The organism is Nocardia sp. NPDC055050, assembly GCF_053608345.1.
The window spans coordinates 14369-28052 of record NZ_JBSGVG010000035.1 but is presented as its reverse complement, the minus strand read 5'-3'; the positions used below and the strand labels follow the sequence as shown (position 1 = coordinate 28052).

The 13684-nt window shown below is 67.6% G+C and carries 11 protein-coding genes; 8 read left to right on the top strand and 3 right to left on the bottom strand.

What is annotated here, in order from left to right:
- Positions 1-236 precede the first annotated feature (236 nt).
- The 3 genes from ACWGCN_RS27935 to ACWGCN_RS27925 all read left to right on the top strand — a co-directional run bounded on the left by ACWGCN_RS27935 (position 237) and on the right by ACWGCN_RS27925 (position 5848).
- Entirely contained in the window at positions 237-3287 is a 3051-nt protein-coding gene (locus ACWGCN_RS27935; protein WP_452458102.1) for a ComEC/Rec2 family competence protein, read from the top strand.
- 202 nt (positions 3288-3489) lie between these two features.
- Positions 3490-4461, top strand: coding sequence for a DNA polymerase III subunit delta (gene holA, locus ACWGCN_RS27930; RefSeq protein ID WP_378993787.1), 972 nt, complete (start codon positions 3490-3492; stop codon positions 4459-4461).
- 178 nt (positions 4462-4639) lie between these two features.
- The gene (locus tag ACWGCN_RS27925) at positions 4640-5848 is read left to right on the top strand and encodes an LCP family protein (RefSeq protein ID WP_452458103.1); all 1209 of its coding nucleotides are present in this window, start codon (positions 4640-4642) and stop codon (positions 5846-5848) included.
- Here the strand turns inward: ACWGCN_RS27925 and ACWGCN_RS27920 are convergent, their stop codons facing one another.
- Both ACWGCN_RS27920 and rpsT read right to left on the bottom strand, forming a co-directional pair.
- Positions 5849-6103: a hypothetical protein gene (locus tag ACWGCN_RS27920; RefSeq protein ID WP_378637424.1), complete on the bottom strand. Its 255-nt coding sequence runs from the start codon at positions 6101-6103 to the stop codon at positions 5849-5851.
- A gap of 110 nt (positions 6104-6213) precedes the next feature.
- Positions 6214-6474 (bottom strand): 30S ribosomal protein S20, encoded by a 261-nt coding sequence (gene rpsT / locus ACWGCN_RS27915; RefSeq protein ID WP_056821462.1) that lies wholly within the window; start codon positions 6472-6474, stop codon positions 6214-6216.
- Positions 6475-6784: 310 nt separating this feature from the next.
- Between rpsT and ACWGCN_RS27910 the strand changes: the two genes are divergently transcribed.
- The 4 genes from ACWGCN_RS27910 (at position 6785) to ACWGCN_RS27895 (ending at position 11074) form a co-directional block, all read left to right on the top strand.
- Positions 6785-8410: a circularly permuted type 2 ATP-grasp protein gene (locus ACWGCN_RS27910; RefSeq protein WP_378994041.1), complete on the top strand. Its 1626-nt coding sequence runs from the start codon at positions 6785-6787 to the stop codon at positions 8408-8410.
- A gap of 4 nt (positions 8411-8414) precedes the next feature.
- Positions 8415-9392, top strand: coding sequence for an alpha-E domain-containing protein (locus tag ACWGCN_RS27905; protein WP_101463949.1), 978 nt, complete (start codon positions 8415-8417; stop codon positions 9390-9392).
- A complete protein-coding gene (locus ACWGCN_RS27900) occupies positions 9389-10231 on the top strand; it encodes a transglutaminase family protein (RefSeq protein WP_378637428.1) in 843 nt (280 codons plus the stop codon). The genes ACWGCN_RS27905 and ACWGCN_RS27900 overlap by 4 nt, the downstream gene beginning before the upstream one ends.
- Before the next feature lie 66 nt (positions 10232-10297).
- Positions 10298-11074 (top strand): aquaporin, encoded by a 777-nt coding sequence (locus ACWGCN_RS27895; protein WP_379314116.1) that lies wholly within the window; start codon positions 10298-10300, stop codon positions 11072-11074.
- 55 nt (positions 11075-11129) lie between these two features.
- Here ACWGCN_RS27895 and ACWGCN_RS27890 read toward each other — a convergent pair whose 3' ends face one another.
- Positions 11130-11681, bottom strand: coding sequence for a type II toxin-antitoxin system PemK/MazF family toxin (locus ACWGCN_RS27890; protein WP_452458104.1), 552 nt, complete (start codon positions 11679-11681; stop codon positions 11130-11132).
- 114 nt (positions 11682-11795) lie between these two features.
- On the opposite strand from ACWGCN_RS27890, the gene lepA reads away from it, so the two are divergent.
- Positions 11796-13670: a translation elongation factor 4 gene (gene lepA / locus ACWGCN_RS27885; RefSeq protein WP_378993794.1), complete on the top strand. Its 1875-nt coding sequence runs from the start codon at positions 11796-11798 to the stop codon at positions 13668-13670.
- The last annotated feature ends 14 nt before the right edge of the window (positions 13671-13684 follow it).

The window sequence follows — 13684 nt, the reverse complement described above, 5'->3', positions numbered from 1 at the left end:
CGCGCCGGCGACCGAGAGCCGTACAGCACGGGGGGACGATTCCAGGAGATTCGGACCGGCGTGGGCGGCTGGGAACGGCTGAACGCGAGGGCGCTTCGCAGGAAAGGTCGGGTCGGCGTCGGTGGACGCGAGCAGCAGAGCTCTGGGAGTCGGCGGGGCGGGGGCCGGGACGCCGGGTTGGCGTGGGACAACAAGGAGTGACGGGCAAGGGGGAACCGGAGCTACAGGTACTCGATATGCGGTTGGTTCCTGCGGCGTTCGGGTGCTGGGTGGCGACGATTGTCGCGGTGACTGTGGGGTGGGTCGCGGGATTGGTGCTGGCTGCTGCGTCGGTCGTGGTCGCGATCGGGTTGTGGGTGGTGCTGCTGTGGGCGATGGCGCATCGGCGGGAGCGGTGGCGGGTTGTCGCGGTGACCGGGTTGGCGACGATGCTGCTCGGTGCGGGGTTCGCGGCGGCCGGTGCTTGGCAGGAGCACCATGTCCAGTCACATCCGTTGCGAGAATCGTTCGGCCGGTCGGTGAACGTGCTCGCGGTGGTCACCGATGACGCGAAGCCCCTGCGCGCCGGTGGGTTCGGCGGTGAGCGGCGGTGGATTGTTCGTGCGGGTCTGCGCGAGTTCGGTCATGGCCAGGCATGGACGCAGGCAGGCGGTTCGATTGTGGTGCTCGCGCAGGGCAGTGAGTGGGCTGAGCTGTCGCCTGGGCAAGTGGTGCGATTCCGGGCTGAGGTCAGCGAGCCGAACCGAGCCGATCTGACGGTTGCCACCCTGCACGCCGCCGACGCACCGAAGCGGATCGGTGAGCCGCCGTGGTGGCAGCGGGTCGCGGCGAGCGTGCGAACGGATCTGGTGGACGCGTCCGCCGAGGCACTGCCACCTGCTGCGGCGGGGTTGCTCCCCGCGCTCGTTGTCGGTGACACTGTCGCGCTGCCGGAACAAGTGCGTGACGCATTCGAAATTGCTGGATTGCAGCACCTCTGTGTGGTCAGTGGAGCCAATTTCACCATCCTGCTGACGGCCCTGTTGGCACTCACCCGCCTGCTCACGGCCGGCCCGCGGACCAGTGCTGCCGCGGCGGCGGGGGCTGTCGCACTGTTCGTCGTGATCGCCCGCCCCGACCCGAGTGTGCTGCGTGCGGCAGCGATGGGCTCGGTGACAGTGCTCGCCCTGCTTACCGGCAGACGCAAGCAGGCGCTGCCGGCGTTGTGTGCGGCGGTGATCGGATTGCTGGCCGTTGCACCGCAATTGGCGGTGAGCGCGGGATTCGCGCTGTCGGTGCTCGCGACCGCGGGGCTGATCTTGCTCGCGCCCAGCTGGGCGGACTGGTTGCGGGCGCATGGTTGGTGGCGCGCACCCGCGGAGATCGTCGCGGTGTCGGCGGCCGCGTTCGTGGTCACCGTGCCGCTGATGGTTGCCCTGTCGGGGCGGGTGAGCCTGGTGGCGATCGTGGCCAACGCGCTCGTCGCACCGGTGGTCGGGCTGATCACGGTGATCGGCGCGGTGGGCGCGGTCGTGGCCTGCGTATGGGGTGATGCCGCGGTATGGGTGCTGTGGTGCGCGCGGCCACCGATGTGGTGGTTGCTCGGCGTCGCCGATCGCGCGGCCGCGGTGCCGGGCGCCACGATCACGGTGCCTGGCGGCGTGGTCGCAGGATCGGTCGCGGCGGTGATCGTTGTCGTGGTCGTGGCGGCACTGCGCTGGTCGCACACCCGCAGACTCCTCGCGGTAGTGGTGCTGGGAGTGTCGATTGTGCTGCTCCCGGTGCGCTTCTTGCAGCCAGGATGGCCACCATCGGGCTGGGTGCTCGCGATGTGTGACGTTGGGCAGGGCGACGGCCTGGCTCTGTCTGTTGCTCCCGGTGCCGCGGTCGTCGTAGACGTCGGCCCGGACCCACGCCCGATCCGGGCCTGCCTGGATCGCCTGAAAATCACCCACATCCCGCTTCTGGTCCTCACTCACCCCCATGCCGATCACATCAACGGACTCGCCGGCGCTCTCCGAGGCCGCACTGTCGACGCTATAGCTACCGCCCCGGGCGAACTCCGTTCAGCGATCGCCGAAACCTGCGCCGCCGCAGACCGCACCACAGCGCCGACACCGAGCACAGCGCCGACACCGAGCACAGCGCCGACACCGAGCACAGCGCCGACGCCGAGCGCAGCGCCGACACCGAGCACAGCGCCGACGCCGAGCGCAGCGCCGACACCGAGCACAGCGCCGACGCCGAGCGCAGCGCCGACGCCGAGCGCAGCGCCGACGCCGAGCACTGCGCCGACGCCGAGCACTGCGCCGACGCCGAGCACTGCGCCGACACCGCCGAACCTCACCCCATCGACCGGAACTCCCTCGCATCCCACAGAAATCGAGAGATACCCATCGCGAACAGCGGAATCGTCACCACCTGCGCAGGGGGTAGTCGCCGCGCGGGTGCCCTCTGTGGATTCGGCTGTCCCACCGTTGCATCCGGACGACTCGGGCGGACCGCCGTCGCGCTCGGCGACGCCGACCATGCCAGGGCGACCGCAGCCGACCGCAACCTCACATCCGATGGAGCGAGCGTCGACGGTGGGCGCCGAGGTGCGGCCGACGGGAGACGATCATGTCGTGTGCCCGCGTGGGACGCCGGGGGAGAGGCCGGCGAAAAGTGGTCGCCGTTCCGCGGAACAGACTGTTTCCCAACGAGAATCGCATGGCCACGGTGACGACACCGAGGGAGTGGAGCGGGTGACGGAACTGGCTGGTGCGGCTGATATTCCGTTGATGGAACTGCACGCGGGGCACGAAATGACCTTCGGCGCAGTCGGATTGCGTGTGCTGGCACCGAGCCGGGACCTGCCGACGTCGCTGTCGGCCGATGCGGCCAACGATCGGTCACTGGTGATGCGAGCACGTACGCCGGCCGGAACGATCCTGTTCACCGGCGACATCGAGGCCGAGGGACAGGCCCGGATCATGCGCGGTGAGGATGTCCGGGCGGACGTCCTCAAGGTGCCCCATCACGGATCACGCACCACCACCCCGGCATTCCTGCGTGCCGTCGGACCACGTCTGGCGTTGGTCAGTGCCGGGTCGGACAACACCTTCGGGCATCCGCACCCCACGGTGACCTCGACCCTCGCCGCGCTCGGCGCAACCGTGGCTCGGACCGACCTCGAGGGTGACGTCGTGATCGTGGGTACCGCCGCCGATCTGCGGACCGTCACGTCTCGTCGACGAGCACCGCAGACGCGGCACGGCCCCACGTCTGGATGGCGTCGAGGATCGCGATCCGGTCGGTGGGCACGTTGATACCCATCACGACTGACGTCTCGGACCGATGCTCGAAGGTCACCGTGAAGAACGAGCAGCACGTCGATTCCCGGTGGGCGAGTCGCGTCCGGCCGCCTCGGGAGCTGGTCGAACTCGGCCAGGCGCAGCGGGACGACGGTGCTCGGCAACATGCCCGAGGTCGGCGCCAAGGGATGTCGGTGGGCGTACGTAGGATCGCCTGGTGAGCGAACGCCCTGCCTCGGTGCATCTGGTCCTCGGCGACGAGGAACTGCTGGTCGAACGTGCGGTTGCGATGGTGACCGCGCAGGTGCGGGCCTGTGCGCCCGATCCGGATTCGGTACCCGTCGACCGATTGCGCGCCGGTGACGCCAGCACGGCGGAACTGGCCGAGTTGCTCAGCCCCTCGCTGTTCGCCGAAGACCGGGTGATCGTGCTCGAGTCGGCAGCGGAAGCGGGCAAGGACGCGGTCGCGGTGATCACCGAGGCTGCGGCCGATCCGCCCGACGGTGTGGTGCTCATGGTTCTGCACTCGGGCGGCGGACGGGCCAAAGCGCTGGCACCCGCACTGCAGAAGAAGGGCGCGACGGTCCACGAGTGCACCAAACTCAACAAGGGCGCCGAGCGCGTGGAGTTCGTGCGAGGCGAGTTCCGGGCCCTCGGGGTCAAGGTCTCGACCGAAGTCGTGCAAGCCTTGCTCGAATCGGTCGGTTCGGAGCTGCGTGAATTGGCCGCCGCCTGTTCACAATTGGTGTCCGATACCGGTGGCAAGGTCGACGCGAACGCGGTCCGCCGCTACTACTCCGGCCGGGCCGAGGTCACCGGCTTCGACGTCGCCGACCTCGCGGTCGCCGGCGACCGTCCCGGCGCGATGGAAGCCCTGCGCTGGGCCACCGACCGCGGCGTTCCCCACGTTTTGCTCGCCGACGCGCTCGCCGACTCGGTCCACACCATCGCCAAAGTCGGCTCGGCAGGCCGCGGCGACCCGTTCGCCCTCGCCCAGAAGCTGGGTATGCCCCCCTGGAAGATCAAGAAAGCCCAAGCCCAAGCCCGCGGCTGGAACCCCACCACCATCGGCACCGCCCTACAGGTGGTAGCCACCCTCAATGCCGACGTCAAAGGCGGCGCCGCCGACGCCACCTACGCGGTGGAACACGCCCTCGCCCGCATCCTCGACCTCCGCGCCACCGGCTGACCAGCGCGGCTGAGCAGGCGCGCCGCACCGCCATCCAATCGGGATCCAATCGCGATGTCCGGTCGCTCTCGCGGCTGGCACAGTTGATCATGAGATGGTTGAGCCGAGTGGTAGCCGGGATGGACGAGGCGGGCGCGGTCGACGCGGTCGGGGATCGGCGGGGCGGGTAGCTCGGCGGGTGGTGCAGGTGGTCGCGGCGGTGTTGTCGGCCACGGTGGTGGTGGTCACGGCATATGGGTGGTCGACGGCGGGGAGTTTCGATGCGGGGTTCCTGCGGTCGCGGGCGATCGGTGACGACGCCCCGCACTCACTCGGGGGCGATCTCAACATCCTGCTGATCGGGTTGGATACCCGCCGCGATCAGAACGGCAACGAGCTACCGGCCGAGGTCCTCGAGCAACTGCACGCCGGCGACGGTGACGAAGGCGGATACAACGCCAATACCCTGATCCTGGTGCATATTCCGGCGTCGATGGACAAGATCGTCGCGGTGTCGATACCGCGCGACGACTATGTGCCGGTCACCGGGATCCCGGGCTACACCCACGCCAAGATCAAGGAGGCGTACGGGTTGAAGAAGGCGGCCGTGCAGGACCGGCTGATCGCGCAGGGCATCACCGATCAGCGGAAGCTGGAACAGGCGGGCAGGGAGGCGGGGCGGGCCGCTACCGTGGCCGCGGTCCGGGATCTGACAGGCGTGCCGATCGACAGGTTCGCCGAGGTGACCCTGGCGGGCTTCTACGAGCTGGCCGCCGCGCTGGGCGGCGTGGAAGTGTGTTTGAACAAGCCGGTCCAGGACTCCGAGTTCTCCGGCGCCGATTTTCCCGCCGGCCGCCAGCAGCTGAATCCCGCACAGGCGCTGGCTTTCGTCCGGCAGCGGCACGGGCTGGAGAACGGCGATCTGGACCGAACCCACCGCCAGCAGGCGTTCCTGACCTCGGTGGCCCGCCAGCTTCGCAGCGCGGGCACCCTCACCGACCCGCGCAAGCTCTCGGCACTGATGGATGTGGCGCATCGCAATATCGTGCTGTCGGACGGCTGGAACATGACCGAATTCGTCCGCACCCTGGGCGCCGCCGACGATCCCGAGGTCGAGTTCCGCACCTTGCCGGTGCTGCGCTACGACGTGATCAACGGCCAGGACGTGAACATCGTCGACCGGTCGGCGATCCGCCGCGAGATGGCCGCGGCCTTCGGTATGCCGGTCCCGGCCTCCACCACGGCCAGGCGCACCGGACAACGCACCGAACCGCCTGCCGCCTGGTCGGCGGAGTCGACAGCGGGCGCTTGGCAGACCAGCACGACCACGTCGGCGCCACAGACTCCCGACGCGGGCAGGCCGGTCCGCAGCGACATCACCTCGGGTCAGGTGCCCTGCGTGAACTGACTACTCGCCGGCGACGACCAGCGAGACGTCCACATCCTCGTCGTCGTCGAGGTCGTCGTAGCGTCCCTCCCACTCGTCGTAGAGGGGAACCTCGTCCTCACGGGTGACGATCCACGCGGCGCCGTAGCCACCGTCCTCGTCGGGCACCATCACATTTTCGACCTTGAGACCGATGCCCAGGATCTCCGCCGCGCGGATCACCTCGGCCAGGTCATCGCCTCGTACCACCGTCTGATTCGCGTACACCGTCAGCATGGCGCGAATGGTAGCCGGTGGAAGGGAACGACAAAAGCCGCCGTGGTCATCGAGGCCACGGCGGCTGCGTCTTGCGAAGTATTGCCAGCGAGCACCAGGCTCGCCGTCGATCAGATCTTGTTCAGAGCCAGCGCGAGCGCGGACTTCTTGTTGGCCGCCTGGTTGGCGTGGATGACGCCCTTGGACGCGGCCTTGTCGAGCTTGCGGCTCGCGAACTGCAGCTGCTCAGCAGCCTTTTCCTTGTCACCGCTGGAGGCAGCTTCACGGAAGTTGCGGATCGCGGTGCGCAGCGCGGACTTGACCGACTGGTTGCGCTTGCGCGCTTCCTCGTTGGTACGGATCCGCTTCATCTGGGACTTGATGTTGGCCACGCCTGTATCCTCTGGTTTCCTGTCGCTGGGTGGTATTCCTTGAAAGCTCGTCGGGCGCGCGCCCACGATGCAGCAGATGGTGCTGAACTACGGGTAACACCGCGCCGAAGATCGAGGTTACCAGCTCGGCATCCCCCGGCGAAATCGGCCCTCGATCCACTCGGCCGGGCGAGCGGGCGCCGATTTCACCCGTTTCAGGTGATGCAAAGAATTTACCTGTGTCACACACGACCCTGCCGCCGGGTGATGCACAGTTTTTGTCATGACCTCCACCACTGCGCCGAGTACGGCTCGATCTGCATCACCGGCGATGGTGAGAACGAACGGCCATCCGGCAGCCACCCACACCGGATTGTTCGAGGGATATGGCCCCGGCCGCTTCGCCGACGCGTTCGACGAGATGTTCGACGCATCGGGGAAGGTACGGGCGCCCTACAAGGGCATCCACGCCGCGATGGCCGCCAATGATGTCGATGACCTGGCCAAACGATCGGACGCGCTGGACCGTGCGTTCATCGACCAGGGCATCACCTTCTCGCTGTCGGGCCAGGAGCGCCCGTTCCCGCTGGATCTGGTGCCGCGGGTGATCGCCGCCGCGGAGTGGGCCAAGCTCGAACGCGGCATCAAACAGCGGGTCACCGCGATGGAACTGTTCCTGGCCGACGTCTACGGCGAGCAGAACATCCTGCGTGATCAGGTGATCCCGAAGCGTCTGGTCACCTCGTGCGAGCACTTCCACCGCGAGGCCGCCGGGCTGGTCCCGCCCAACGGCGTGCGCATCCACGTCTCGGGCATCGACCTGGTCCGCGACGAAAAGGGCGACTTCCGGGTGCTGGAGGACAATCTGCGCTCGCCGTCGGGGGTGTCCTATGTGATGGAGAACCGGCGCACGATGGCCCGGGTCTTCCCCGATCTGTTCTCCTCGCATCGGGTGCGCGCGGTGGGCGACTATCCGGGCCACCTGCTGCGCGCGCTGCGGGCCTCCGCGGCGCCCAACGAGGTCGACCCGACCGTGGTGGTGCTCACGCCGGGCGTGCACAACTCCGCCTACTTCGAGCATTCGCTGCTGGCCCGGCAGATGGGTGTGGAGCTGGTGGAGGGGCGCGACCTGTTCTGCCGCGACAATGTCGTCTACATGCGCACGACGGCGGGGGAGCGTCAGGTCGACGTGATCTACCGGCGCATCGACGACACCTTCCTCGATCCGATGCACTTCCGCCCCGATTCCGTGCTCGGCGTCGCCGGCGTGCTCAACGCCGCCCGCGCGGGCAATGTGGTGATCTCGAGCGCGGTGGGCAACGGTGTCGGCGACGACAAGCTCATCTACACCTACGTGCCCAAGATCATCGAGTACTACCTCGGCGAGAAGCCGATCCTGCCCAATGTCGACACCTTCCGCTGCTGGCTGGACGACGAACGCGAGGAGGTGCTCGACCGGGTCGGCGAACTGGTGGTCAAGCCGGTCGAGGGTTCCGGTGGCTACGGCATCGTGATCGGGCCCGACGCCTCGCCGCGCGAGCTGGAGACGATCAAGCGCAAGATCAAGGCCGACCCGCGTGGCTGGATCGCCCAGCCGGTGGTGCAGCTCTCGACGGTGCCGACCAAGATCGGTGACGATCTCGCCCCCCGGCACGTGGACCTGCGCCCGTTCGCGGTCAACGACGGGGACGACATCTGGGTGCTGCCCGGCGGTCTCACCCGGGTCGCGCTGCCGGAGGGCTCACTGGTGGTGAACTCGAGTCAGGGCGGCGGCAGCAAGGACACCTGGGTGCTGGCCGGGCGCTCGGGGACCGAAGACCGGGAACTGGCCGGACCCGAGCTCGTCAGCGAACCGCCGCAAGCGGATTCGTTCGAGCTGGGTCGCGAACTCAGCACCCCGCAGGCCAATCAGCAACAGCAGCAACAACAGCAGACACAGCGGTTGATCGGGGAATAGAGACATGCTTGCTCGAAACGCCGAATCCCTCTACTGGATCGGCCGATACGTCGAGCGCGCCGACGACACAGCGCGCATCCTGGACGTGGCGGTGCACCAACTGCTCGAAGACGCCACTGTCGACGCGGACCGCACGTCTCGCGTGCTGCTGAAGGTGCTCGGGATCGAACCACCCGAGGGCCTTCGCCTCGACGTGTGGTCGGTCACCGATCTCGTCGCCTACAGCCACGACCACGGCGTCTCGATCAGTGACTCCATCACCAAAGCCCGCGAGAACGCCCGCGGCGCACGCGAAGTCACCTCGAGTGAGATGTGGGAGTGCCTCAATGCCACCTACAACGGCATGGCCGCGGCGGAGCGGGCGGCGCGTGGCCTCGGTCCGCACGAGTTCTTCTCCTACATCAAGGGCAGGGCGGCGATGTTCACCGGACTGACCGACTCGACCCTGAGTCGTGACGACGGCTACCGCTTCCTGCTGCTCGGGCGTTCCATCGAACGCGTGGACATGATGGTGCGCCTGCTGCTCTCGCGCGCCGGTGACAAGACCTCCTCGCCCGCCTGGGTGACGGTGCTGCGCTCGGCGGGCGCGCACGACACCTACCTGCGCACCCATCGCGGCGCCCTCGACGCGGCCAGAGTCGCCGAGTTCATCCTGATCGACCGCCTGTTCCCGCGTTCGGTGTTCCACACGCTGCGCGTCGCCGAGGCCTGCCTGACCGAGCTGGATCAGCGGCCGGGCAGTCGCGTCGGCGCGCGGCACGAGGCGCAACGGGTGCTCGGACGCGCGCGCAGCGAACTCGAGTTCCTGCCGCCGGGAGTGTTGTTGGAAGATCTGCAGAGCCGCCTGCTCGCCCTGCAGAAATCGTGCCGTGAGCTCAGTGAAGCCGTGTCACGCCAGTACTTCCATGCCGCCCCGTGGGTGGCGTGGACCGACGTGCGCAGCAAGCAGGACAGCCGCGTGCAGGTAGAGGGAGAGCTATGAGTTGGCGGATCAGGGTGGTGCACACCACCGGTTATGTCTACGACGCGCCCGTGACGCGGTCGTTCAACGAGGCCAGGCTCACCCCGCGCGCCGACAGCAGGCAGAACGTGATCCTCAATCGCGTCGAAACCGTGCCCGCCACCAGGGCTTATCGCTACACCGACTACTGGGGCACCGCCGTCACGGCCTTCGACCTGCACGCACCGCACACCGAACTCGAGGTGACCGGGTCCTCGGTGGTCGAGACCGAACCGTTCGCCGAACCCACCGAGGAACTGAGCTGGGACGAACTGCAGGGCGGGCGGGTCGTCGACCGGTTCGACGAAATGCTCAGTCCCACCGCCTATGTGCCGCGCGATCGCAAACTGTCGACGGTGGCGCGTCAGCTCTCGCGCGGTGAGGAGCCGGCCAAGGCGGTGGTGCGCGCGGCCGAGTGGGTGCACAAGGAGATGGACTACATCGCGGGCACGACCTCGGTGCACACCTCGGCGCTGCAGGCCTTCGCCGAACGTCGCGGCGTGTGCCAGGACTACGCCCACCTGACGCTGGTGTTGTTGCGCAGCATGGGAATTCCCAGTCGCTACGTGTCCGGGTACCTGCATCCGAAGCCGGGTGCGGCGATCGGCGAAACGGTGGCGGGCCAGTCGCACGCGTGGATCGAGGCGTGGACCGGGCAGTGGTGGGGCTACGACCCGACCAACAATCTCGCCGTCAACGAGCAGCACGTGTCGGTCGGCGTCGGTCGTGACTACGCCGATGTGCCGCCGTTGAAAGGCGTGTTCTCCGGCGGCGGCTCGACAGACCTGGAGGTCGTTGTGGAGGTCACCCGGCTCGCGTAGTGTCCGAGAGGCTCGTGCGGACCCCGCTCGCCGCGGGGTTTATTCCTCCCGGAGAGGTGGCGGCCGATGTCTCCCACTGCACAGGAACTCGTCGAAATCGAAGTCGTCCCGGAGCCGAAGAAGTGGGTGGCCGAGGCGCTCGGCACCTTCGTCCTCGTGGTCTGTGGCGTCGGCACGATGGTGCTGGCGGGTGATCGGGTGGGCCCGCTCGGTGTCGCCTTCGCCTTCGGACTGTCGCTGCTGTTCCTGGTCTACGCGATCGGGCCGATCTCGGGCTGCCATGTCAACCCGGCTGTCACGCTCGGGCACATGTTGCTCGGGCGGATCAGTGCGATCGGCGCGGTCGGCTATGTGATCGCCCAGGTGGTCGGCGCGTTCCTCGCCGGACTGGTGGTGTTCGCGTTGGCCAACAATCTGCCCGCCTACGACCGGCCGGTCGACGGTCTCGGCGCCAACGGCTGGGGTGCGCACAGCCCGTCGGCGGTGACCGGTCCGCTCGGTGATGTGGTGGTGCAGAACGGGTACGGCTTGGCGGCCACCATCATCATCGAGGTGATGCTCACCGCGCTGCTGGTGTTCGTGGTGCTGGCCTCGACCGACCAGATCTCCGACGTGCCACTGGCCGGGCTCTCGATCGGCGTCACGCTCACGGTGATCTACCTGGTCTCGCTGCCGATCGACAACACCTCGGTGAACCCGGCGCGCAGCCTGGGCGTCGCGCCGTATCAGGACGGGGCGATGGGGCAGATATGGGCGTTCATCGTGTTCCCGCTGATCGGCGGGGCGCTGGGCGCACTGCTCTACGGCCTGATCTTCGGCCGGTCCAAGGACGTGCACTCCTAGCTACGAACCGTTGAACCCCGATCCGGATGTCTCCGGGTCGGGGTTCGATTGTCGTTCAGCTCCAGCTGTATTCGGCTACCAACCGGTGCGCGACCAGATCGAAGGTCTTGCGCTCGACGATCGCGCCCTCGCGCCGGATGCCGTCCTCCGGCACGTCGAGTACCCGGTCCAGCCGTACCCAGCTCGGCCTGCCGTCGTGATCCCATGGGCCGGTGCCGATGCCCACCCAGTTGTGGTCGTGGGCGCGGTCGGCCTTCGACGACAGCATCAGTCCGAGCAGAGTCTTGCGGTCGCGCCCGACCACCAGTACGGGCCGGTCCTTGCCATTGGTCGGGTCTTCCTCGAACGGCACCCAGGTCCACACGATCTCCCCGGGGTCGGCGCGCCCGTCGAGCTGCGGGCAGTAGACGATCTGGCGGGCGCGATGCGCCGTCGGCACGGGGGTCGAGGCCGTCGGGCGCACCGCGACGGCGGGTCCCTGCTTGGTCGCCAGTGCGTCCACCAGCTTCTCGAGCAGTCGTGGCCCCTGCTTGCGCACGATTTTGGGCCCCTGCTCCTTGGTGATGACGCCGAGCTGCTTGCCGAGACTGTTCCAACTGCTGGCCATCTGTGAAATATAACGCCGACTCGCACTTCGGTGCACCGGTGACAGGGCCCGGGCTCGCAGGAATGACGCGGTCGGGTGCACCGGTGCGAGTGGAGTAGCTGGGCGCATGGGACGATGGGCGCAGTTCGCCTATACCCCGCGAGGAGTGGAGTGGCTTCCAGTTTTGCCGATACGACGTTCACCGATCCGTCCCGGATCCGGAACTTCTGCATCATCGCCCACATCGACCATGGCAAGTCGACCCTGGCCGATCGGATGTTGCAGCTGACCGGTGTGGTCGAGGAGCGGGCCATGCGTGCCCAGTACCTGGACAGGATGGACATCGAGCGTGAGCGCGGCATCACGATCAAGGCGCAGAACGTGCGGTTGCCGTGGCAGGTCGACGGCACCGACTACGTCCTGCACCTGATCGACACCCCGGGCCACGTCGACTTCACCTACGAGGTCTCGCGCGCGCTCGAGGCCTGTGAGGGCGCGATCCTGCTGGTCGACGCCGCCCAGGGCATCGAGGCGCAGACTCTCGCGAACCTGTATCTGGCGCTGGAGAAGGATCTCACGATCATTCCGGTGCTCAACAAGATCGACCTGCCCGCCGCGGATCCCGATCGCTACGCCGCCGAGCTGGCCCACATCGTCGGCTGCGAGCCAGGCGACGTGCTGCGGGTCTCGGGCAAGACCGGCGTCGGCGTGACCGAACTGCTGGACAAGGTGATCGAGGCCGTCCCCGCTCCGGTGGGCGACGCCGACGCACCGGCCCGCGCGATGATCTTCGACTCGGTCTACGACACCTACCGGGGTGTGGTCACCTACATCCGCGTGGTCGACGGCAAGATCTCCCCACGCGAGAAGATCAAGATGATGTCGACCGGCGCGACCCACGAACTGCTGGAAGTCGGCATCGTCTCACCCGAACCCAAGCCCACCCAGGGACTCGGCGTCGGCGAGGTCGGTTACCTGATCACCGGCGTGAAGGACGTGCGCCAGTCGAAGGTCGGCGATACCGTCACCAGCGCCCGCAACGGCGCCACCGAAGCGCTCACCGGCTACCGCGAGCCGCGCCCGATGGTCTACTCCGGTCTGTACCCGGTCGACGGCTCCGACTATCCGGATCTGCGTGACGCGCTGGACAAGCTGCAGCTCAACGATGCCGCGCTCACCTACGAGCCGGAGACCTCGGTGGCGCTGGGCTTCGGCTTCCGCTGTGGCTTCCTCGGTCTGCTGCACATGGAGATCACCCGCGAGCGGTTGCAGCGCGAGTTCGGTCTCGAGCTCATCTCCACCGCGCCCAACGTGGTGTACCGGGTGGAGATGGAGGACGGCACCGAACACGTTGTCACCAACCCGTCGTACTGGCCGGAGGGCAAGTCGCGGCACGTGTACGAACCCATCGTGAAGTGCACCGTCATCTCGCCGAGTGAGTTCATCGGCTCGATCATGGAGCTGTGCCAGCAGCGTCGCGGCGAACTGGGCGGCATGGACTACCTGTCCGAGACCCGCGTCGAGCTGCGCTACACCATGCCGATGGCCGAGATCATCTTCGACTTCTTCGACCTGCTGAAGTCGCGCACTCGCGGCTACGCCAGCCTCGACTACGAAGAGGCGGGCGAGCAGGAAGCCGATCTGGTGAAGGTCGACATCCTGCTCCAGGGTGAGGCCGTCGACGCGTTCAGCGCGATCGTGCACCGCGATGCCGCGCAGGGCTACGGGCACAAGATGACGACCAAGCTGCGCGAACTGATCCCGCGTCAGCAGTTCGAGGTGCCGATCCAGGCCGCGATCGGCGCGAAGATCATTGCCCGCGAGAACATTCGGGCGATCCGCAAAGACGTCCTCGCCAAGTGCTACGGCGGCGACATCAGCCGCAAGCGCAAGCTCCTCGAGAAGCAGAAGGAGGGCAAGAAGCGCATGAAGACCATCGGTCGCGTGGAGGTCCCTCAGGAAGCCTTCGTGGCGGCGCTGTCCTCGGATTCGGACAAGCCCAAGAAGTAGGCAAGCTCCCAGAA

Bases quoted from the DNA above. Each gene is read 5' to 3' on its own strand.
- ACWGCN_RS27920 (WP_378637424.1), bottom strand. From the start codon at position 6,103: ATGCTGACGGTGTACGCGAATCAGACGGTGGTACGAGGCGATGACCTG.
- ACWGCN_RS27895 (WP_379314116.1), top strand. From the start codon at position 10,298: ATGTCTCCCACTGCACAGGAACTCGTCGAAATCGAAGTCGTCCCGGAG.
- lepA (WP_378993794.1), top strand. From the start codon at position 11,796: ATGGGCGCAGTTCGCCTATACCCCGCGAGGAGTGGAGTGGCTTCCAGT.
- ACWGCN_RS27900 (WP_378637428.1), top strand. From the start codon at position 9,389: ATGAGTTGGCGGATCAGGGTGGTGCACACCACCGGTTATGTCTACGAC.
- ACWGCN_RS27935 (WP_452458102.1), top strand. From the start codon at position 237: ATGCGGTTGGTTCCTGCGGCGTTCGGGTGCTGGGTGGCGACGATTGTC.
- ACWGCN_RS27910 (WP_378994041.1), top strand. From the start codon at position 6,785: ATGGTGAGAACGAACGGCCATCCGGCAGCCACCCACACCGGATTGTTC.
- ACWGCN_RS27905 (WP_101463949.1), top strand. From the start codon at position 8,415: ATGCTTGCTCGAAACGCCGAATCCCTCTACTGGATCGGCCGATACGTC.
- ACWGCN_RS27890 (WP_452458104.1), bottom strand. From the start codon at position 11,681: ATGGCCAGCAGTTGGAACAGTCTCGGCAAGCAGCTCGGCGTCATCACC.